At 36.2% G+C, this 22,238-nt stretch carries 23 protein-coding genes and 1 riboswitch; of the genes, 8 read left to right on the top strand and 15 right to left on the bottom strand.

What is annotated here, in order from left to right:
• Positions 1-70: 70 nt before the first annotated feature.
• From ACJ2A9_RS15095 to phaQ, 3 genes are all read right to left on the bottom strand, one after another.
• The gene (locus ACJ2A9_RS15095; protein WP_441422601.1) at positions 71-514 is read right to left on the bottom strand and encodes a MaoC family dehydratase; all 444 of its coding nucleotides are present in this window, start codon (positions 512-514) and stop codon (positions 71-73) included.
• 45 nt (positions 515-559) lie between these two features.
• Complete coding sequence (locus ACJ2A9_RS15090; RefSeq protein WP_441422498.1) at positions 560-1,102, bottom strand: hypothetical protein; 543 nt, start codon at positions 1,100-1,102, stop codon at positions 560-562.
• Between the two features lie 64 nt (positions 1,103-1,166).
• A complete protein-coding gene (gene phaQ, locus ACJ2A9_RS15085) occupies positions 1,167-1,598 on the bottom strand; it encodes a poly-beta-hydroxybutyrate-responsive repressor (RefSeq protein WP_441422497.1) in 432 nt (143 codons plus the stop codon).
• 220 nt (positions 1,599-1,818) lie between these two features.
• Here phaQ and ACJ2A9_RS15080 point away from each other — a divergent pair, with 220 nt between their 5' ends.
• The 3 genes from ACJ2A9_RS15080 (at position 1,819) to phaC (ending at position 4,202) form a co-directional block, all read left to right on the top strand.
• Positions 1,819-2,277, top strand: coding sequence for a polyhydroxyalkanoic acid synthase subunit PhaR (locus tag ACJ2A9_RS15080; protein ID WP_441422496.1), 459 nt, complete (start codon positions 1,819-1,821; stop codon positions 2,275-2,277).
• A 62-nt stretch (positions 2,278-2,339) separates the two neighbouring features.
• Entirely contained in the window at positions 2,340-3,083 is a 744-nt protein-coding gene (locus ACJ2A9_RS15075) for a 3-oxoacyl-ACP reductase (protein ID WP_441422495.1), read from the top strand.
• 36 nt (positions 3,084-3,119) lie between these two features.
• Complete coding sequence (gene phaC / locus ACJ2A9_RS15070; protein WP_441422494.1) at positions 3,120-4,202, top strand: class III poly(R)-hydroxyalkanoic acid synthase subunit PhaC; 1,083 nt, start codon at positions 3,120-3,122, stop codon at positions 4,200-4,202.
• 114 nt (positions 4,203-4,316) lie between these two features.
• Here the strand turns inward: phaC and ACJ2A9_RS15065 are convergent, their stop codons facing one another.
• From ACJ2A9_RS15065 to ACJ2A9_RS15055, 3 genes are all read right to left on the bottom strand, one after another.
• Positions 4,317-4,940, bottom strand: coding sequence for a hypothetical protein (locus ACJ2A9_RS15065; protein ID WP_441422493.1), 624 nt, complete (start codon positions 4,938-4,940; stop codon positions 4,317-4,319).
• Between the two features lie 13 nt (positions 4,941-4,953).
• A complete protein-coding gene (locus ACJ2A9_RS15060) occupies positions 4,954-6,138 on the bottom strand; it encodes an Alp7A family actin-like protein (protein WP_441422492.1) in 1,185 nt (394 codons plus the stop codon).
• Between the two features lie 887 nt (positions 6,139-7,025).
• On the bottom strand, positions 7,026-7,472 hold the full coding sequence (locus ACJ2A9_RS15055) for an Lrp/AsnC family transcriptional regulator (RefSeq protein ID WP_441422491.1): 447 nt from the start codon (positions 7,470-7,472) through the stop codon (positions 7,026-7,028).
• 214 nt (positions 7,473-7,686) lie between these two features.
• On the opposite strand from ACJ2A9_RS15055, the gene ACJ2A9_RS15050 reads away from it, so the two are divergent.
• Positions 7,687-8,322 carry a YitT family protein gene (locus ACJ2A9_RS15050; RefSeq protein ID WP_441422490.1) on the top strand — a complete coding sequence of 212 codons (636 nt, stop codon included), beginning with the start codon at positions 7,687-7,689 and terminating at the stop codon, positions 8,320-8,322.
• Positions 8,323-8,371: 49 nt separating this feature from the next.
• Here the strand turns inward: ACJ2A9_RS15050 and rlmN are convergent, their stop codons facing one another.
• From rlmN to ACJ2A9_RS15030, 4 genes are all read right to left on the bottom strand, one after another.
• Positions 8,372-9,433, bottom strand: coding sequence for a 23S rRNA (adenine(2503)-C(2))-methyltransferase RlmN (gene rlmN / locus ACJ2A9_RS15045; protein WP_441422489.1), 1,062 nt, complete (start codon positions 9,431-9,433; stop codon positions 8,372-8,374).
• 188 nt (positions 9,434-9,621) lie between these two features.
• Complete coding sequence (locus ACJ2A9_RS15040) at positions 9,622-11,979, bottom strand: FdhF/YdeP family oxidoreductase (RefSeq protein ID WP_441422488.1); 2,358 nt, start codon at positions 11,977-11,979, stop codon at positions 9,622-9,624.
• 119 nt (positions 11,980-12,098) lie between these two features.
• Complete coding sequence (locus ACJ2A9_RS15035) at positions 12,099-12,464, bottom strand: DUF2294 domain-containing protein (protein ID WP_441422487.1); 366 nt, start codon at positions 12,462-12,464, stop codon at positions 12,099-12,101.
• A 119-nt stretch (positions 12,465-12,583) separates the two neighbouring features.
• On the bottom strand, positions 12,584-13,849 hold the full coding sequence (locus tag ACJ2A9_RS15030) for an L-lactate MFS transporter (protein ID WP_441422486.1): 1,266 nt from the start codon (positions 13,847-13,849) through the stop codon (positions 12,584-12,586).
• 410 nt (positions 13,850-14,259) lie between these two features.
• On the opposite strand from ACJ2A9_RS15030, the gene fdhD reads away from it, so the two are divergent.
• Positions 14,260-15,048, top strand: a complete 789-nt coding sequence (gene fdhD / locus ACJ2A9_RS15025) for a formate dehydrogenase accessory sulfurtransferase FdhD (protein ID WP_441422600.1) — start codon at positions 14,260-14,262, stop codon at positions 15,046-15,048.
• Positions 15,049-15,118: 70 nt separating this feature from the next.
• Here fdhD and hprK read toward each other — a convergent pair whose 3' ends face one another.
• On the bottom strand, positions 15,119-16,054 hold the full coding sequence (hprK, locus tag ACJ2A9_RS15020; RefSeq protein WP_441422599.1) for an HPr(Ser) kinase/phosphatase: 936 nt from the start codon (positions 16,052-16,054) through the stop codon (positions 15,119-15,121).
• A gap of 373 nt (positions 16,055-16,427) precedes the next feature.
• Positions 16,428-16,511, top strand: a riboswitch (cyclic di-GMP riboswitch).
• A 41-nt stretch (positions 16,512-16,552) separates the two neighbouring features.
• Between hprK and ACJ2A9_RS15015 the strand changes: the two genes are divergently transcribed.
• The 3 genes from ACJ2A9_RS15015 to ACJ2A9_RS15005 all read left to right on the top strand — a co-directional run bounded on the left by ACJ2A9_RS15015 (position 16,553) and on the right by ACJ2A9_RS15005 (position 18,946).
• Positions 16,553-17,140 (top strand): hypothetical protein, encoded by a 588-nt coding sequence (locus ACJ2A9_RS15015; RefSeq protein ID WP_441422485.1) that lies wholly within the window; start codon positions 16,553-16,555, stop codon positions 17,138-17,140.
• A 183-nt stretch (positions 17,141-17,323) separates the two neighbouring features.
• Positions 17,324-18,031, top strand: coding sequence for a 23S rRNA pseudouridine(2604) synthase RluF (rluF, locus tag ACJ2A9_RS15010; protein WP_441422598.1), 708 nt, complete (start codon positions 17,324-17,326; stop codon positions 18,029-18,031).
• A 183-nt stretch (positions 18,032-18,214) separates the two neighbouring features.
• Positions 18,215-18,946, top strand: a complete 732-nt coding sequence (locus tag ACJ2A9_RS15005; protein ID WP_441422484.1) for a DUF421 domain-containing protein — start codon at positions 18,215-18,217, stop codon at positions 18,944-18,946.
• A gap of 69 nt (positions 18,947-19,015) precedes the next feature.
• Here ACJ2A9_RS15005 and rlmH read toward each other — a convergent pair whose 3' ends face one another.
• The 4 genes from rlmH to ACJ2A9_RS14985 form a co-directional block, all read right to left on the bottom strand.
• Positions 19,016-19,495 carry a 23S rRNA (pseudouridine(1915)-N(3))-methyltransferase RlmH gene (rlmH, locus tag ACJ2A9_RS15000; RefSeq protein ID WP_441422483.1) on the bottom strand — a complete coding sequence of 160 codons (480 nt, stop codon included), beginning with the start codon at positions 19,493-19,495 and terminating at the stop codon, positions 19,016-19,018.
• A 72-nt stretch (positions 19,496-19,567) separates the two neighbouring features.
• On the bottom strand, positions 19,568-19,768 hold the full coding sequence (locus ACJ2A9_RS14995) for a CxxH/CxxC protein (RefSeq protein ID WP_441422482.1): 201 nt from the start codon (positions 19,766-19,768) through the stop codon (positions 19,568-19,570).
• Between the two features lie 148 nt (positions 19,769-19,916).
• Positions 19,917-21,143, bottom strand: coding sequence for a S1C family serine protease (locus ACJ2A9_RS14990; protein ID WP_441422481.1), 1,227 nt, complete (start codon positions 21,141-21,143; stop codon positions 19,917-19,919).
• Between the two features lie 286 nt (positions 21,144-21,429).
• Entirely contained in the window at positions 21,430-22,224 is a 795-nt protein-coding gene (locus ACJ2A9_RS14985; RefSeq protein ID WP_441422480.1) for an MBL fold metallo-hydrolase, read from the bottom strand.
• Positions 22,225-22,238: the final 14 nt, after the last annotated feature.

Below are 22,238 nucleotides of genomic sequence, written 5' to 3'. Positions count from 1 at the left end.
GAAGTTATTTTGGGCTTCACAGTGAGGTTTTTAAGTATTATCGACTAACTAAAAAGAAGGAGCAGCTTATTTAAGCCTGCTCCTTCTTCATGACTACCGCACTTCCTTCTATTACCACTTCATTGTGTTGATTAAAGACATTTGTTTTGATCGTTAAAATATGTTTTTCCGGCCGCTTTTCAACAACCTCTCCTACCACAGTTAACGTGTCTTCCACTCGAACCGGTGCAGTAAATCTACAATTTTGTGATAAATAAATTACATTTTTACCCGGAAGAAGTGTACCAATTAAAGTAGAAATATAACCTGCTGTTAGCATCCCGTGAGCAATTCGCCCTTTAAACATTGTTTTGTTGGCGAACTCGTCATCGATATGAATCGGATTAACATCGGTTGTAAGAACAGCAAAATCAAGGATGTCTTGATTTGTAACTGTTGTCGTATACGATGCCGTATCTCCAATCTTGATTTCATCATAAGGAATATCAACGATTGATTTAGATTTCTCAATCAGTACTTTATGATGAGAAGGATGTCTTTCTACTTTAAAAAGGTGCTTTCATTTCGGCTCAAAGTTCTCCCACGTTTTCTTTGTTTGCTCTTCCATCATTTGAACAAGGTCATATTGTGATGTTTTCACTTGAGACATGAAATTAATAATCATATCTTTTGTTTCAGCTTGAATATTATTTTGCTCTTTCACAACTTTCTTTGCAGACTCATACATTCTTTCTTGAGACTTCTCAACCATCGCTAACCAAGCTTTGCTAGGCGTTACAGAGATTTGTTGCATACGCTCAAGAATATCACTCATCTTCGCATTCCAATTGTCAAACATACCAGCAACTTCTTCATTACTAATGTCTTTAATGTTCGCATTCACAGATTGTGTGAATTTATCGAGTGTATTTTTGATTTCACCTTCTACTTTAAATAAACTTCCAGTCATTGAAGTAAATAAGTCTTGTTGTTTTTTGAAAGCTTCCAGTGAAGTTTTGCCCATTTCTTGTTGAGTATCATACACTTTTTGCAAACTGTTTTCCCAGTTTTCCCAAAGCATACCCATAAGTTTATTTGTTTGAATGTTTGTAGGTGTTAACACATTAAAACCTCCTAAAGTTTAAATTTAAATTAAATTTATGTGCCGGCAGTTGAATGCTGCCGTATCACTTTTCGTTAGTGTCTTCCTCTCTCCTTCTTGAAGAAGGAGGCATAAAGAAGTTTGAATACATGTTAAAAAAGCTGTCTAACATTGATTGATATTGCTCAAGAGAATTTGCCCATAAATCTAAATACTGTTCTCCAGCTTCAGTTATCGAATAAATTCTTTTGGCAGGTCCACCGCTAGAAGTATCCCATTCGGACTTAACTAAATCGTCCTTTTCCAACTGTCTTAATATACGATAGACATTTCCTTGATCGACTGAAGAGAAGCCAAATTTAGCCAGATTCTGTATGAGTTTATAGCCATGCAGACTAAATCCCTCACGTAAGCTTAATAGTAGGAACGGAACCATAAAGTTCTTTGGTGAACTACTAATGTTCTTTTCAACACTTTTCTTCTGACTCTCTGTTTTATCCTTTTTGTTGTCTGTCATAAAAAAAACCTCACATAAATTTCTTTTTCCTATATGTGTAATTTACACCTATAGATTCTAAATGTCAAACGCAAATTACGATTTTTACCTGTTTTACAAAAACGATTTTTGTTACATAACAGAGAAATTTGTAGAAACTTTTGGAAAACTTTAAATTGTTTAATGGATATAGAAGATTTACACTAATATATGACAACAAATACAGAAGGGAGTTCGAACATTGTCTGAACAAAAAACATTTGACCCGTACTCAATTTGGAAAGATTACTATAAGAACGTTGAAAATTATTGGGGACAAACAATGGATGAAAAGATGAAAACCGAAGAGTTTTCAGAGTGGTTAGGCAAGGTCGTTGATCTAAATTTGCTTTATAAGCAAATGGCTGATAAATCAGCGAAACAATATTTAGAGCAAATGAACCTGCCATCTCGTGAAGATTTATCAAGTCTTTCATCTTTAATTGTTAACCTTGATGCAAAGGTAGACGATTTAGAAGAACAATTAGAAGAGAACTTAGAAAATCAACTTTCGACACCAGACGTCAAAAAAGAACTTTCAACATTAAAGAAAGACGTGAAAGATCTTGGAGCAAAGCTTGATGAAGTTCTGGAATTCATCAAATCCAGCCAAACAAATCAAAAAAGCAATAACACTAAAGCAAACAGCAACAATAAATAAAATCGGCAAGTAATCTATTTACCTGAAATTCTATAAAAACATCTTAAGGAGTGTGTCAGAAAATGACTAATTTACAAGGAAAAGTTGCAATCGTTACAGGTGGAGCAGTAGGAATCGGAGCAGCAATTACAAAAGAACTAGCACAAAACGGAGTTAAAGTCGTAATCAACTATAACAGCAGCAGCCAAGCAGCTGAAAGCTTAGTAGCTTCTATTAAAGAAAATGGCGGAGAAGCACTAGCTGTTCAAGCTGACGTTTCTAATTCTGACCAAGCAGCAAAATTAGTAAGTGCAGCTGTTGATACATATGGACAATTAGATATTTTGGTAAATAACGCCGGTATTACAAGAGACCGTTCATTTAAGAAGCTTTCTGAAGAAGACTGGAGAAAAGTTATCGATGTTAACTTAAACAGCGTATACAACACAGTTTCACCAGCATTAGCTCATATTTCACAATCAGATGCAGGTAGAATCATCAGCATTTCATCTATCATTGGTCAAGCGGGCGGATTTGGTCAAACAAACTATGCAGCTGCAAAAGCAGGTATGATCGGCTTCACAAAATCTCTTGCTCTTGAGTTAGCAAAATCAAGCGTAACTGTAAACGCTATTTGCCCAGGATTCATCGAAACTTCAATGGTAGCTGAAATTCCAGAAAACGTTCTTGAGCAAATCGTTGCAAAAATCCCGCAAAAACGTTTAGGTCAAGCTGAAGAAATCGCAAAAGGTGTACTTTTCTTATGTAAAGACGGAGCTTACATTACAGGACAACAATTGAACATTAACGGTGGTTTATACATGTAATTAAGTAGTAAATCGAGAAAGGTGTGAAGAAATAGAATGATCGCTGAAAAAGAGTTAGAAAATATAGTAGATTTAATGCCTGATGAAGCAAAACAATCGTACCGCCGTTTCAAACGGGCAATGGAAGTTTTAACAACTGAACCGGAACCTGAAGTTGGATTAACACCAAAAGAAGTCATCTGGACAAAAAACAAAACAAAATTATATCGTTATATTTCAGATACACCGAAAAAGCACAAAACTCCTCTACTAATGGTATATGCTTTAATTAATAAGCCTTATATCTTAGATCTAACAAAAGGCAACAGTCTAGTAGAATATCTACTTGAACAAGGCTTTGATGTTTATATGTTAGATTGGGGTACTCCTGGATACGAAGACCGTAACATGAAGCTCGACGATTATATTTTAGACTATATTCCTCGTGCGGTTAAAAAGGTTCTTCGCACATCGAAATCAGAAGATGTATCTGTATTAGGCTATTGCATGGGTGGAACAATGACATCAATCTTCGCATCTTTACACCCAGAGCTTCCTATCAAAAACCTTGTATTTATGACAAGTCCATTCGACTTTGAAGATACTGGTTTATACGGATGCTTCCTGAACGATCGCTATTTTGATGTCGACAATGTTGTCGAAACTTTAGGTATGATTCCTCCAGAAATGATTGACTTTGGAAACAAAATGTTAAAACCAGCATCAAATTTCCATGGTCCATATGTGAGTTTAATTGAAAGATCGGATAACCCTAAGTTTGTCGAAAGCTGGAAGCTTATGCAAAAGTGGGTTTCTGACGGAATTCCATTCCCTGGCGAAGCTTACCGCCAATGGATTCGTGACTTCTATCAACAAAACAAGCTTATTAAAGGAGAGCTTACGATTCGTGGCCGTAAGGTAGATCTAAGTAACATTAAGGCTAATGTCTTAAACCTCTCTGCTGAACGTGATCACATCGCAATGCCGCACCAAGTAGAAGCTCTAATGGAGAACATTTCAAGTGAAGATAAACAATACGTTTCTGTACCTACAGGCCACGTATCTGTTACATTCGGACCAAAAGCTGTTAAAATCACGTATCCAACTGTTGGAAACTGGTTAGCAGAACGTTCAAATTAATCCAGTTTAAATTTTCCAAAAATCACTGCTGAAATAATACCTAACAAACAGCAAAAAAACTGCCATTGGCAGTTTTTTTGCTGTTCTTTTTATCCTGAAAGGGCACAGTCCCTTCTACTTATTCATATGGGCAAGAAATCCTCCGAGAAGATCTTCTAGATCATCTACCTCATCGTTTTCCTCTTTACGCTCGCTCTTATCTTGCTCATGATTCATATTCTCCCAGTTTAAATCCTCTAAATCGTCGTCAAAATGATCATCTACATCTTGATATTGTAGAGAATCCTTAACTTCAACCTCAACATTACGCTCCTGCTCTATCGTTTCCATCGCAGAAGCAATATCGTTTTGGTTAAGCTCCTCCTGAAGATACAAAGACTGGTCTATATCAACCGAATTACTATTAAGTGAAGCAAGTAATGCTGTTGAGCGAACCGGATCGGAAATCAATTGATAAATAATATTTCCTAGCAGCGCTTCAGAGTGCTCATGCTTTAACCAATCGCGTTGAGCCTTTGTTAAGCCTCTAGGTAATGGTATGGTTACCGTTTCTTTTTCTCTGGAAAAAGAAGAGCTAACACCATCCATGACAAATTTAGCTATTTTACTTGAAAAGTTCCTCTTCTCAGTCTCTTTTAGCCTTTGTAAATGTTTTAATAAATGATCAGGTGTATCAGAGGGGATACGAAACGATATCGCTTGTCCCCTCTTCACCTCATTTGAGGCAGCTCTCTTCATAGAATCACCCTATTTATTTCTTAACAGCTTTTTGCTCTTGGACAGCTTTTTCTTTTTCTTTATTTGCTTTTCTAATGAAGTCTGAGATTAGCTTATAATAAGCGTTAGCCATCATCCAGATACTTTCCTTCTCATCTTCAAAAAAGTCGATATTAAAGCCATCTAGGTTGTTATTTAACGTTTTTAAATAATCCTTTAAGACAATCGATCCGCCACCGACAAAGTAGCAAATTTCAGTCTGCGAGTTCTTTGCCCACACATTACGTAATAAACGGTATTGTTTCTTCGCTAAATCTAGCAAAATACGATCCGTAATATCATGAACACTCGTACGACTTCCTCTAACCATAATATGATTGCGATCATTTTTCTTCGTTAAAATTTCAACAACATCACGACGGCTGTCAAGCTCAACACCATGTTTTGTTCTAATTTCTTCTCTGATTGCCTCTAATGACTCTGACACACCAAGGTTAAATCCTTGAGCCTTATCATCATCTACGTTTCGGTTTTTAATAACAGCGATATCTGTTGAAAGACCGCCAATATCCTGGATCAATATACGCTTATCAATTAAATCTTTATTAATAATGTTTAAATTATTATCCATGACAAGGTTTATGTACGCAGCAAATCCCTCAGGATAAATTTTAACCTCATCAAATTTAATATTTACTTTTATCCCTTGATATTTAGGAGTAACTAGAAACTCTACTTGGTGAACAGATCCTACGAGCTTTGAACGATATCCTGCATCTCTGCCTTCCTTTACTTCACGAAGTGGTAGGCCCGTACCTAATGTATAGCTGCTATCAATTACATTATTAATGCGTCGGAATACATTCTCATTCTCTGGTCTAACAGCATCTAACGCTAACGCCGCAAAAAGCATCACTAACGTTTGATCCTCATCTGATTTAGCACTTCCAAGATCTAATTCAGTTGCATTGTTGCTTTTCGTCGCCAAATGTCCAACACGGTAAATAACATTATTCTCCTTTAGAGCAGGGGAGTGAACGCGAATATGAATCCCCTCTAACGGATCCTTGGTATCTAATTCTTCAATTCCGATGACTGGTCGATCTTCAATATCCCTTGCAATAACGTTCGGAATGTTTAATTCGGCTTCCATCTTACCAAATATCGCCTTAACAGAGTCATTTCCTACATCTACTGCCGCAATTCTTGATTTATTCATCTACACATCAATCCTTCCTAAATTTTTTCCTAATGTCTTTCTGTAACTGGAAATTTATTGATACTACTAGAATAAAGTAGTTTACTATATTCTACAATGCTTTCAACAAAAAAGTAATACTAATGTAAAATTGCAAACTTTTCCGTGCACAAGTATACATTTTTGTATACGTTATTAAACCAATATGTACACGCGTTTGTTTACAAGTTTACAAGATCGTAAACGTTTGTATACATTTCCGTTTACACGTAAACACTTATAGTAAACATGTATACACAATCCGTTTACACAGAAAAACTCTATTATTTTCACCTGAGTTCGAACACTTTCTCCCTCTTTCCCTTATAAAGGGCTACACTAATCTAAAAATTATTAATCGGAATGACATAGCAAATTATACCTATCGATTCCTACACTGTCGACTATGTCGAAAACTACTACCTTGTCTTAATCACCAATTAACTCTCTCCATACTTTCATGTTTCAAATATATTGAGTAGTACTAGGCTGACTTAGTGCTACTTCCTTAATAATTCACTGGTTTTAATTCATGATTTTCCACATAAGTCTTGTCTTAAGCTCTTTATTAGTAATGAAACAAACTTACCTCACATTTTTTTACATAACTTCCGTGGAACTTCTTCTCTTAAATGTAAACATTTACGTTTACATTTATACATTTTTTGTAAACGTGATCACATCAACATGTATACGCATTTGTTTACAAGTCTACAAGTTCGTAAACAAATGCTTACATTTTTGTGCACATGTACACGCAATTTGTATACGTGTATACATTATTCGTTTACAGAGAGAAATACCCTAAAAAACAACATTTAATTTTCTATCTGTTCTCCCCCACCCTCTCCCTGATTTTCAAACATTAACTACTTTTTATTTTCAGTTGGTAAGATATAGCGATACGCCACTGGTGATCCTATTACAGTTGACGTATTAATATTGCCAAATGGAATTAGTTTGTCGATCAACATCCTCATACTGTTCATATTTGAAACTGCAGCTTTTAAAAAGTAACTCACCTCTCCTGTTACCCGATGACACTCAATAACCTCTTCCTCTTGCTGAATAAACTCTTCAAATTCCTGTAATGGTACTTTGACTTCACTTACTTGAATAATTAGGAGAATTTCCCTGCCTACCGCTGGTAAAGATACTCTTGCACTGAATTCCTCTATCACTCCCCTCTCCTGCAATCTGTGCATCCGCTCTGTAATACTTGGCCGGCTTAACGCTAATTCATTAGAAAGTTCGCTAATTGTCATTCTGGAATTTTTTTGTAAAAGCTTTAATAGTTGAATATCAATCTGATCCATATAAACCTATCCTTTCATTATGAATGATTTTTGCCACTAATTTATGCAAAGTAAACATAATATTATCATAATTCCTCCGATTTGTTATGTAAATCGATCGTTTTATATTCTATCATTATATTAAGTCATTATTTATTAGTTATTATTTTAAAAAATCAAGATTACATAACAATAACTCTTATTTACTAGTATGTGAAGAAATGAGGTAAGAATGATGAATAAATTAGTAAACATATTGCTCGGATGCTTATTAACGAGTATCGGTGTCATTATTTTAAAGCACTCGAACATTGTTACTGGGGGAACTGCAGGATTATCATTAAGTGTTGCCTACTTGTTTACTCTCCCCTTTGCTGTTGTATTTTTTCTAATTAACATCCCATTTTACATTTTTTCAGTACTAAGAATGGGCTGGAACTTTACACTTTCGACAATTTTTTCGATAACAATTTTGTCACTAATGACTGGAATCGACGTTTTGTTACCTAACTTTACGATACCAATTTGGATCGGGTCCATTCTAGGTGGGTTTATTATTGGAATTGGTGTTTCGATTTTGTTTATGAACGGTGCTTCATTAGGTGGAGCTAACATCCTTGCTCTTTACTTACAGAAAAAATTTAACTTTAACCCTGGTAAAACAAATTTCGTCTTTGATTTCATTGTTGTCCTTACAAGTATTTATACAATCGGGTTGGTTAGAGGGATCTTTTCAATCATATCAATTGCCATAATGGCAAGAGTAATTAGTTATTTTAAAAATGAAATTGCAACAAGAAACCACGCTACTGATAAGAAAGAAAAATATGAACTGCAATCAGCAAAACAGCAAATTCCTGTTGCCAGATAAAATGGGAAAAAGCGTACCACATCATATGAGGTTGGTACGCTTTTTCATATTAACACCCTTGCTTTATCTGTTTACTTCTCAACTGTCCACATGCTGCATCAATATCTGTGCCGTGCTCCTGACGGATAACACAGTTAATGCCACGTTTCTTTAAGGTATCATAAAAAGCAAGGACTGTTTCTTTTTCACTGCGTTGATATTGGTCATGTTCATCTACCGGGTTATATGGAATTAGATTCACATAAGTGAGATGGCGCTTATCACCAATCAGGTCAGCCAGTTCACTAGCTTGTTCCCTTTGGTCATTCACACCTTTTAATAAAATATATTCAAATGTTACACGGCGGTTCGTTGTTTCCGTATAATAATCAATCGCCTGCATTAACTTATCGATTGGGATCGCTTTATTAATCTTCATAATACGAGAACGCAGCTCATTATTCGGCGCATGTAATGAAATTGCCAAGTTAACTTGCAATTTAAGATCAGCAAATTTATAAATTTTATCTGCTAGACCACTCGTTGAAACGGTAATATGTCTTGCTCCAATCGCAAGCCCTTTTTGATCTTTAATTACTTCTAAAAAGTCAATTAAGTTGTCAAAGTTATCAAATGGTTCACCAATACCCATGACAACAACGTGGCTTACTCTCTCATCTTTACCTGCTTCGTCAAGATGATGCTGGACATTCATAATTTGCTCAACAATCTCACCAGCAGCTAAATCACGGTCCTTCGTTAATAAGCCACTTGCACAAAAACTGCAGCCAATATTACAGCCAACCTGAGTTGTAACACAAACAGACAATCCGTATTTATGTCTCATTAATACCGTCTCAATAAGATTTCCGTCCTGCAACCTAAACAAAAATTTCACCGTACCGTCAGCAGACTCTTGCTTCGTATGCAGCTCTAAAGTTTCAATAACAAAGTTGTCTTCTAACAATTGCAGACAGTCTTTATTTACATTTGTCATTTCAGCAAAAGTAGTGACTCTTTTTTTATATAGCCAATCCCACACCTGTGAAGCACGAAATTTTTTATGCCCATGCTGTAACAACCAAGATGTCAGCTGTTCCAACGTCATTCCATAAATTGATTTTTTATTCATTACTTACCCTCTTTTCAAAAACGTAAAATTCATTCTTTATTCTACTTAAAGTAGCCCAAACAAGCAATTTGTTTTACTTATCCACCATATAAAGTCTAGTTTATACATTATATCCTTGCCAATTCGAAAGAGGATTAGCCATTTTGCTAATCCTCTTTTCTTCATTATATATCGACAATATTTGTTAATTAACCAACTGTTGTTTCCAAATCTTCAATTGGCTTTTCATTATACTCGGTATCTTTACGGGCATTAAACTGATCTGCTTTTTCAACTTTTACCGAAATATTATAATCAGGGATACCTGCATACTTATCATAACGACCTTTTGGTAATAGGAAATTTCCTTCCGGGAAGTGAACACCTAGATTCCCTCGAGCAATGGAAACAAACTTGGCACGCCCTTGGAACACGCCGAACTGATTGTAGACAACGATCCCTTCTCCTTCACTAATACTTAGTTCTCTCGCATCTTCTGAATGAATAAGCACATCATATCGCTCTGAACGGTTAAATGGATCAACTTCACTGTAAACCATCGAATTAAACTGTTTGCCACGTCTCGATGTAATATAGAAATCTCCTGGTTTTTTATTTAAATTTGGAATATCAACAGCGATTAAGTTGGCTTTTCCATCTGGAGTAGGACAAACTCCGTCTTCACATAACCATGCGCCACCCCATTGGAAAACGTCCCCTTGTTTCTTCAGGTGTTGTATACCATCATAATTAGGATTTGCGACCGCGATTTCATTACGAATTTCTTGAGCATTTCTGAAGCTAACTAAATCAGCTGTTTCCGGTTTGACACGCTTCGCTAGATCAACGTAAATTTTCCACTCCTCACGTGCTTCTTCAATTCTGTTTTTATTTCCTTCGATTTCTGGTGAGAAGTAAACCATACGCTCCGTTGATGTCGATGTACCTCCACCTTCTTGTTCATATCGTGTTTTCGCCGGTAAAACAATAACGGCTTCCTTCGCATCAACAAGTGTTGACGTATTTAAAATAATATCTTGGTGGACACGAATGTCTAATTCAGAAAGTGCTTTTTCAACAAAATCAGGATTTGGCATCGTTTCTAAGAAGTTTCCACCTGATAAATAGTATAATTTTATTTTGCGTTCATTGTCTTCCGGTAAAACGATATTTTCAAGGGTAATTCCAACAATATCTCCTTGCCATTTTGGAATGTCAAAGCCCCAAATTTTCTCCATCCGTTCCATGTTTTTAGGTTCGAAATCTCCACCAGGAAGGACGAATGGATCTGCTCCCATTTCTCCACTTCCTTGTACAGAAGAATGACCACGGAATGGCATTAATCCACTATGCTTACGGCCTAAGAAGCCACGTAATAAAGCAAGGTTGGCTACTTGTGAAATGTTATCTGTCGCAAACGAATGCATAGTTAAGCCAAGCGCCCAAGCGAATACGGCATTTTTACTATTTGCTAATAACTCTGCTAACTCAATAATTCTCTCTTTACTAATTCCAGAAGACGTAATGATTTCATCCCAAGATTGTTCCTGGGCTTTCACCTTTAATTCATCATAACCATTCACATGTTTTTGAACAAATTGGTGATTAATCGCTGAACCATGTTGTTTTTCTTCCATTTCAAACCAATGCTTCATAATTCCATGCATAAAGGCGATATCTCCGCCAATGTTGACTTGATAGAAATCATCAGCTACTTTTGTCCCGAATAATGCCGACTCTGGTACTGATGGCACCCAATATTTATCCATTGAAGGCTCCATATACGGGTTAACAACAATAATTTTCGTTCCTTTTTTCTTCGCTTCTAACATGTATTTAGTCGAAACCGGTGAAGCGTTTGAAGCAACACTCCCCCAGAATAAAAGGACATCTGTTCCAATCCAGTCTTGATAGTTAACCGTCGATGCCCCAACTCCGACCGAACGTTTTAACGCTGTTTTACTTGGTGAGTGACATATACGTGATGCATTATCAATATGATTTGTCCCTAAGAAACGAGAAACTTTTGCCGCTACATAGTAGGACTCATTCGTGATCCCTCTTGACGTTAGATAGAAAGCATATTGCTTAGGGTCTAATGTTTTCATTTTAGCTGCAATCATATCCATTGCATCGTCCCACGTAATACGCGAAAACTTACTTTCTCCAGGTCGACGAATGAGTGGATATGGAATACGACCTAATTTTCGTAATTCTGTGCTCGAATATTTTCGTAATTCATCAATATCTGCATGAAGAATCTCTTCTTTAATTGCCGGCATTGTGTTTAAACGAAGCACATTAAATCTCGTTGTACAAACGTGAGGTCCAGTTAATGTTTGGTCATAGAGTCCAGAGACGCCTAATGCACAGCCATCACAAACCCCTTTTGTAATAATATTAGCCGCATATCCTAGATTATCTTTGTTTTCCCATACCGTTTTAAATGAGTCACGGATATGTTTTGGCTTTACTTTACCAAGCCCGAATGGGATTGGACTAACCCAAAGTTTAGGTGCTGGGATTTTTGACTTTTTCATTGGTCCAGCATGTTTTGTTTTCCCCATCTATTAACACTCCTCGTATTGGTTTTTTCTGTAAAAAAACCACCGTACACTTTTTCCTTAAAAAGATGCAACGGTGGTTAAGTCTTGAGCAGGAACGCTGCTAAGTGCCAAACCTCTATTTATTTTGAAGCAGAAAACTTTTGTTCTATATCTTCATCAAAAACAAAAATGGACATCCCAAAATCACGTTCAATATCAATATCAACAAACAGGTGTAAAAACTTACATTGCAAAAACTCTTCCATTTCAGTTGGCGGGTTCTTCCGATACATATCCTTGACCATTTCCGTCCGTGCCGCCCGAAGCATTTGCTTCCCTTCATCAGCAGTTGCAATAAATTTTTCAATTGGAGATAAGTTACCCTCCATCTCGCAAATCGCCCAGTTTTTACAAAACGTTGTACTAACCCTGCTTGGTCCTTTACCCATATGCTTTTTACGAAAAGAACGAACTAAGTTACTAAATTCAGCTTCATATCTATTCATGTACTACAACCCTTTTAATTTAAGATGGTTATAGTATACCATCGCCATAAAATGATAGACAAATAACTCGTTTTACTTTAACCGAAGTTTCTATTTCCTTCTTTACAATAGTTATCCAATTAAGATACTTTTCTAACTTCAACTTGTTCTTTAGCCGCTTTTAATCTGCGGATATCTAGCCTTGTCAGGAAAGAAATGATGAGTGCTACGATAAATAAACCGCCAAAGAAGCTTAAACTAGCACCATAACTTCCAGTCGTATCTTTGATCCATGCTGCAAATAATGGACCTACAAGACCTGCAGCGGCCCAAGCTGTTAAGATGTAGCCGTGAATCGCACCAAGCTGCTTCGTACCAAATACATCACCGATAAAAGCTGGAATTGAAGCAAATCCTCCACCGTAACAAGCATAAACAATAACAACACAAATTGAAAAAATTACTTGGCTTGTAACACTTGGAAGTAAGAAGAAAATCGGAATTTGCAATACAAAAAACAAAGTGTATGTATTTACACGACCAATATAATCAGAAACTGTAGCCCAACCTAACCGTCCTAAACCATTGGCTATTCCTAATGCACCTACAAGAGCCGCAGCAGCCTCAGGAGTTAATCCGATACTTTCCTCAGCGAGAGGCTTCATTGCGGAAATAATCGCAATACCACACGTTACGTTGATGAAAAGCATGAACCATAAGAAATAAAAACGTTTTGTTTTAATTGCTTGGTTCGCTGTTAATTGTGCTAAATCTTCGGTCACTTTTGCTTTACCAGAATTAACTTTTTCATTAAGTCCTTCAGGTGCCCACCCGGCCGGTGGTCTTTCTAAGTAAAGTGATGATAAAAGCATGATTGCAAAATAAGCAGCACCAAGAATATAAAATGTTTGTGAAATACCCACATTTGTTATTAAAGCATTCATAATTGGACTTGCAACGGCTGCAGCGAATCCAAACCCCATAATGGCTAAGCCTGTCGCTAATCCTCTTCGGTCTGGGAACCATTTAATAAGTGTTGATACTGGGGCGATATAACCAACCCCTAACCCGATTCCACCTAATACCCCGTAAAATAAATACAACAACGGAAGTGAACCTATGTTTACAGCAAAACCAGATCCGGCAATTCCTATACCAAAGAATATCGTTGCAACTAAACCGGCTTTTCTTGGACCATGTCTTTCAACAAAGTGGCCCATAAAAGCAGCTGAAAGACCTAAAAATAAAATAGCTAAACTAAATGTTAATTGTACTTGACTCGAAGACCAACCAAACTGCTCAATTAATGGTGTTGTAAAATTGCTCCAAGCATAGACTGAGCCGATGGAAATATGAAGCCCTACCGCAGCTAAAGCAATAAGCCAGCGATTTTTAACCTTCCCCATCTAATCACTCCTTTACCTTTATTTAAAAACAAAAAAACCACCGCTAATCCCTTAAATCATTAAAAAATGACATAAGAAAATTGTGCGCCGGTTAGTATCAAGCAGGTTCTCTACTCTAGGACCAACTGGTAATCACTTTTGAAATCATGTAAGCAATTGTAATTGATGACAGGTTCGCTATCTCAGATCACAATTGTTACAAATTAGTGAACTTTTCTTTTTATAGCATAACTATATTTTTAATTATATTCAATAGTTTTCTTTTAATATTTTTTATAAAATAGTAATCTATCCTTTTTGATAATTAACAAAATAAACTACTTGTCTATTTCAAAATAATATGTTTAGATTTTAAATAATTATTAAATTTGAAATGGGTGAGTCTTTTGGATCATGCTACAAGTAACCCTATGAGCTTTAAAAGACCAATTGTTAAATATAGTGACGGAAAATCACATTCAGTTCATGATGAGATTGTAACCGAATTTCCGCTAACGATTTATGTAAATGATCAAGAATTCGCGACAATGGTCTGTACCCCTTCTCACTTTGATGAAATGGTCGTTGGATTTTTAGCATCTGAAGGGGTTATCCGATTCATCGATGATATTAAAAAAATGACAATTGATACTGATAAAGGCTTTGCCTATGTTGAATTACATTCACAACAAAACACAAACCAACAATATTACTCAAAACGGTTTATCGGTTCATGTTGCGGAAAAAGCAGACAATTTTACTTTCATAACGATGTAAAAACAGCGAAGACTTCGACATCGAAAACAACCATTACAGCTGAACAATGCATTACCTTAATGAACGAAATGCAAGATAATAGTCTAGTATTTAAAGAAACTGGCGGTGTACACAACGCAGCACTCTGCACACCAGACGATATGATTGTCTATCATACAGACATTGGCAGGCACAATGCCCTAGATAAGCTTTATGGCCATTGCCTTATTAACAGGATCCCAGTCCGTGATAAGATTCTCGTTTTTAGTGGTCGAATTTCTTCTGAAGTATTAACGAAAGCAGCTAAGATCGGTGTCGGCATCATCCTTTCCAAATCAGCACCCACAGACTTGGCTATCAGTTTAGCAGAAGATTTAAATATTACTGCTGTAGGCTTTATTAGAGGATCATCCTTTAATATCTACTCACATCCGGAAAGAGTTACAGCTCAAACAGCAAAATAGAAAAGTCCAAAAAAGGGATGTCTTAAAAGTAACAGTCAGTCACTTTTTAAACATCCCTTTTTGTTAACGATTATTCTGAAGTTGAATCTGAAAAATCAGCCTCAATCCTTTTTAAAAATTCTTCTGCAGCATTATATCCTTGCTGCTTCAAATACCAGTTATTGGCCGCTGCTTCAATTAACCCTGCTACATCACGTCCAGGATACAGTTGAATTTCGAGCGATGGCACCTTAACACCCATATATTCTGTAAATTGAGGTTCATGATCAAGCTCATTATTTAGAGCATCTTTTTGCCATTTTGTTAATTTTATATCCAGTGCAATTCGAGTTTCATCTTGGAAAGCCTTTCGCCCATATAAGCGGACAACATTCAATAAACCGACACTACGTAAAGCGAGGAATTCTTTGTTTTTCTCATCATGTGTGCCCAATAGTGTTTGTGGACTAAGCTTTTTTAAGACAACAATATCATCAGCCACTAAGCGGTGCCCCCGACCAATTAACGTATGTGCTGTCTCACTTTTTCCAACTCCTGAATTCCCGCGTAATAAGACACCAATTCCAGACACATTTAAACAGACACCATGTACAGCTATTTCAGGAGCTAACTCTTTTACAAGATAACCATCCAATTTAGTAATAAATTCAGAAGTTGTCTCAGGCCTTTTAGTAATGAGTAAGGGGATTCCCTCTTTAATACAGTGTTTTGGTAAATACTCTAGCCTCTCTTCATCAGCTGTAACGATGAAACATGGCGGATGATACTTAACGATATTTCCAATTCTCACTTTACGTTCTTCTTTATCTAATTTAAACAAATAGTTGATTTCTTTTTTCCCTAAAATTTGAACCCGCTCTGTCGGAAAAAAATCAAAGTGTCCAACAAATTCCAAGCCTGGACGATGCACCCGTGATTGCGTAATGGTATTATGTAATTGATCTTCACCAACTAGCACTTTTAATGAAAACTTACGAACCAACTGTTCCACAGTTATTGATTTCACCTTCAACTCACCGTCCTAATCCAAATTGCTCTCTAAACTTGAATTATACTCAAAAAAGATGGAATCGTCATCTTTCTGCCGTATAAATATATAAACATTGTTTCCTATTAATCATTAGTGTGTAAACTACAAATAAGTAATATCCTTATCCCTGCATAGCTACTCGCGGTTCTTACAGAAAAAAATAGTTCTATTTACCCTGAAGCGATATCCAACCTTAAAAATGCATTGCCTCAATTATCAATCGGTAGTTCAAAAGTAGTTAATTGTCGAATAAAAACGCTTCTATTTCCTGAAAAATCAAACTATAATAATTTTAGTTACTACGCTCTATCTTTTTGTGGCCACAATTAAGGAGCAAAGTGCTAGTCAAGAAGACTTGGGAAGCGAAGAAGTATAGCCTGCATTTGGACACTTGGACTATATGGAGCTAGTAGTGTAACCGGCCCTCTTATTTAATTTTACTTAACTAAAAATTTATTTAAGAGGAGAAATGAAATGAAAAAATTATTTGCAGGTTTATTAGCTACAACTTTACTCTTAAGTTTTGGAACTGGTGTTTTAGCAAAACCTAATCCAGTAATTGAAGATGGACGTAATGGTAATAGTGAAAAGAATGGAAGTTTTGAGCTAATTGTTTCAGATGGTCCTTACTATGTAGGTGAAAATGTTGATGTTAGTGTAGAAAATTTAGTGATTGATGGCCCTATCGATACTTTAGAAATTGTGGGAGATGGCGAATTAACATTACCAACTACCCCTGGAGAGTACACAATTACTGTTACAGCAACAACATATTTTAAAAACGGTACAAAGGATGGACAAATTCATACTCAAGTTACACGCACTAAAACTATTGACGTTATCGAAAAACCAAGTAATCAATTACAAGTAGCAACTACTATTTCAGCTCAATGGAATGGCCATCCTAATGAAAATAATACGGTTAGAGTAAATTACACTATTACAATTGATGGTACTACAATTAACCACTTTGTTAACTTTAATAAAGACGATAGAGAAGCAGGATTTGTAGAAGTTGAAAAAGATGGTTATAGATTCATCGTTAACTATCTTGCTCCTTGATACACTAATAAAATTAATGAAAGTATTCGAGAAAGCAAAGCTTTTCGAATACTTTTTTTGTTTTGCTACCTTGCCACTTACACTAAAATTCCCTTTGATGTACCTAAATAAGCTTTTTGATTCACCCTTCAAAATAAGGTATTATTGATAATAAACAATTTTCAACTTAAGGTCGTGATTAACATACGTATTAATAAATATATTAGTGAAGCTGGGAAAGCATCCAGACGTGGTGCGGATAAATTAATTAGTGAAGGCAGAGTCACCATCAATGGCAAACGTGCCAAAATAGGTGATCAAGTCAATCCAGGCGATGATGTCCTGGTAAATGGAGCGCCGATTCGGGTAGCTAGAAATAATGTTTATATTGCCTTAAATAAGCCTGTAGGTATTACAAGTACAACAGAAAAGAAAGTAAAGGGAAACATTATTGATTTAGTAAATCACCCGTTAAGAATTTTTAATATTGGCCGACTTGATAAAGACTCTGAGGGCTTGATACTCCTCACAAATGATGGTGATATTGTTAATGAGATTTTACGTTCCGAAAATAAGCATGAAAAGGAATATATCGTTTCAGTAGACAAGGCAATTACTCCTGAATTTGTAAAGAAAATGTCCGAAGGTGTAAAGATTTTAGGTACAATAACACTTCCATGTAAAGTCGTACAGTTATCAAAATATGATTTTCAAATTACGTTAACACAGGGGTTAAATCGCCAAATTCGTCGCATGTGCGAAACGTTAGGCTACGAAGTCTACAGACTGCAAAGAATTAGGATCATGAATATCCATCTAGGAAATCTCCCTCCTGGACAATGGAGAGATTTAACAAAGAAAGAGCGCACACAACTATTTAGAGAACTAAACTATGAACCAAAGGAATGGTAAAAAAACGGCTTTTTTACTATGGTTAACTAAGGTTATGCTAAGGTCTGAACTCGGTATCGTACCCGGGATCAGGCCTTTTACTTTTGCCTATATCAATGTATTTTCCAGTTAAATATCGGGAATAATGGTAGTCTACTAATTTTAAAGCTTATTAACTTTATCTAGTAAACTGGAGGTATATACATGTTTGAATTTATGAAAGAGATTCTTTTAATTCTTGGACGAATTATTACTATTTTACCGTTGCTATTGTTCATCAATCTTTTTATGGGAAAGCGTGCAATTGGAGAACTGCCTATATTTGATTTCTTAATAATTATCATTCTGGGAGCTGTTGTTGGGGCTGATATTGCAGATCCTAATATTCATCATTTTCCGACTGCGATAGCGATCATTGCTATTGGAATTCTTCAAAGAATAGTCGCAAAATGGAAGATTTCCAATCGGAAGATAGGTAGATTACTTACTTTTGAACCAACTGTTGTTATTCAAAACGGAAAATTTCTTGAGAGAAATTTAAAAAAAGTCCGCTACTCTATTGATAATGTATTACAAATGCTGAGGGAAAAAAATATATTTGATATTAATGATGTAGAAACAGCAATTATCGAAGCAAATGGCGCTTTAAGTGTTTTAAAAAAGCCGCAAAAAAACTCAGTTACTCTAGAGGATATGAAGATTCCAAAAACAACATCTGCAATATCCTTCCCTATTATTGTCGAAGGTACTATTTACCCAAGTGTCCTAAAACATTTTAGTTTAAATGAAGCATGGTTACAGCAGAAATTATCACATAAAGGTGTTGGCGATATTAAGAACGTTTTCTTTGCATCAATAAATCACAATCTTGAATTGTATGTCTCTTTAAAAGATAAAGATAAAAATAATATAGCCGTTCCACCAATCAAGCATTAATTTATTTATAATTGAGATTTCAAATTATTCAAAATCACAGAGGAACAAAACCGTACCATAAATACATTCCTATTTATGATACGGTTCACCTCTATTAATCTTAAACGCCCGGTACACCTGCTCTACTAAAATCAATCGCATTAACTGATGCGGAAATGTCATTTTGGAAAAAGATAACAATTGATCGGCGCGTTTTAATACGGTATCACTTAACCCTAGCGACCCTCCAATGATAAAGACAACTTTACTTCTTCCGTATGTAGCGAGTTTATCGAGTTCCTGGGCTAGTTTTTCAGAACTCCACATTTGTCCTTCAATTGCTAATGCGATAACATAAGCATCCTGGGGAACCTTTGCTAAAATTCGTTCCCCTTCTTTTTCTTTCACCTGCAGCATTTCTGTTTCACTTAACTGCTCTGGTGCTTTTTCGTCTGGAACTTCAATCATATCAACTTTCGCAAATGGTCCCAGCCGTTTAACATATTCCTCTATTCCCAGCTTCAAATACTTCTCCTTTAATTTCCCAACAGTAACAATGGAAATATTCACAATCCACACTCACCCTTTTTTCAAACTTTTATCCACAGAAGTTATCCACATATCAACATTATTGTTGGGGACTTACTTATTCACAATGTATATTGCTTCATTTTCACAAAATGAACACGTTGTGGATAATTGATTTTCCTCTGAAATCATTTCAACTACTGGTGCTACTTCATACTCATCCACAATTTGATCTATCGCTAACTCAACATGTTCAGCACAACATGAATACATGTTATCAACTCCTTTTTTCAATTCAAAATCACGAGAACTCAAATTAGAACTAATCCCCTCTTGAGTTACTCAACTCAATAAACAACTCTAAACAAATATCGTCTCTTCTTAGTATCCACAATTTCACCTTTCTTATTTTAACAGAAAAAATAAACAGGAGTACTCATCTCCTGTTTATCTTAACTTTTATTTAAAAACTATTTTGTTCAGAAAGCGCTAGAGTAACTGTTTGCTTTTTCCCTTCGCGGTAGAAAGTAACCTTTACTTCATCGCCGATCTTTTTATGTGTGTATAAGTATTTACGTAAATCATGACTATCACTTAGCTCTTGATCATCAATGGCTACGATAACATCATATTCCTTAAGACCTGCTTGATCAGCTGGTGACATTGGCGCAATGCTTGTAATGAAGATACCGGTTTTCACCTCTTCAGGCAGCTTCAATGTTTCTTGCCAATGATAACTTGGAATTTCTGATAATGAGCGAATTCCAACACCAATTTGCGGACGACGTACTTCGCCGTAAAGTTCTAAATCCTCGATAATTGGCACTGCAATTGCCGTTGGAATCGAGAAGCCAATACCTTCTACGGCTGATTGTGCAATTTTCATTGAGTTTATGCCAATGACTTGACCTTGAATGTTAATCAGCGCTCCACCACTGTTGCCTGGGTTAATTGCTGCGTCAGTTTGAATAACTTCAGCATGCCAATCGACCTGACCATCACGGTTTAAGTCTACCGGAATGCTTCTTTCCAACGCACTAATAATCCCTTGCGTAACTGATCCTGAAAACTGCAGACCTAATGGGTTACCGATAGCGATTGCCGGTTCACCGACACGCAGTGTATCAGAGTTCCCGAACTCAGCAACTGTATCAATATTTTCTCCATCAATTTGTAAAACAGCTAAATCTGTTAAAATATCTGATCCTAATAGCTTTGCAGGCACTCGACTTCCATCGCTTAGACTTACTTCAATTTCATTTGCGTTTTCAATCACATGATGGTTTGTGACAACAAAAGCTTTCCCATTTTCCTTTTTATAAATCACTCCAGAGCCTGTACCTTCATTATTCGTTTGTGACCAAAAATTAGACTCTCTTAAATTTACGACACCTACAACGGCATCTGAAACGCGGTCAACAGCTTCGATTACATCAGAATTCACTGAGAGATTTACCGTTTGTTCCAGTCCATCTGGGGTCTTTGGCTGTTCAATCACTATATCCTCTTGTGTCTTCGGTGTAACATTATAAGGTAAAAGCCCATTTTGTGCTAGAGTGGGGACGGACAAGATCACTAGCAATGCACCTACGGTAGAGCCAATAAAAGCAGAAAGACCAAATCCGACCCCTCTTCCTTTTTTCCTTTGATTTTCATTGTAGCGTTGATTTTGTTCATCATAATATCCCACGTTACGGTCACCTTCCCTATCGATGTAAAATGATAATTTGAAAAGATAATAAACCTTTTTGCTTATGTCATTATCCTCACTTATTATTTTATAAAATCAGAAAGATGAAAGTCTAGATAGCGGCGATGAATTCGATAATTTTCCATACTTCTTATAGAATTACCCATAGATATGGATAATAATCGAATATTTTCTTAGGACTTAATTGATAGGCGTGTGAATCCAAAGATTCACACGAACGAGCCCAAAATCAACACCAAACTTTAACAAAGCTAATTATAAAAGATTACACATATGTCAGCTCAGTCGGTTTCGCAGGGTCTGTATCGTATAACTTTAATTTATCTCCGATTACATAGCCGTTTTCCTCAAGCGTTTGCTGTACCGTCATTCTCGCCAAATCTTTCATATTATTATCAAGACTTAAATGAGCTAAATAGATTCGCGACGTTTTATCAGTAATAACATCACATAATGCCAGTCCTGCATCTTCATTTGATACATGTCCAACATCACTAAGAATTCGACGTTTTACATTCCATGGATATCGTCCCATTCTAAGCATATTCATATCATGGTTTGATTCAAAAATATACATATCGGCATCTTTAATTGTCCCTTTAATCCGTTCACTCACATAGCCAAGGTCCGTTGCCAGGACAAGCTTCTTTCCTTCATGATGAAATACATAAAACATCGGTTCTGCGGCATCGTGTGAGACCCCAAACGATTCTACATCTAAATCACCAAAGCTTTTCACAGTCTCAACTTCGAAATGAAACTTCTGTTCTAAAGATAATTTGCCCAGGTCCTTCTCCATTGCCAGCCACGTTTTTTTATTGGCATAAACCGGAATATCGTATCTTCTGGCAAGAATGCCTACTCCTTTTATATGATCACTGTGTTCATGAGTAACTAGTATTCCGTCCAGCTGTGAAGGGTCACAGTTGATTTTTTCAAAAAGCTTTTCCATCTGCTTACCACTTAATCCAGCATCAATTAATAGCCGCTTTTTTTCAGTAGCGACGTAAATGGCATTACCCGTACTGCCACTTGCTAGAACACTAAAACTCAAACTCATTTCTCCCACTCCAC

This window comes from Anaerobacillus sp. MEB173, assembly GCF_052119505.1.
Classification (GTDB): Bacteria; Bacillota; Bacilli; order Bacillales; family JBJMAU01; genus JBJMAU01.
This window is presented reverse-complemented; position numbering and strand designations above follow the sequence as displayed.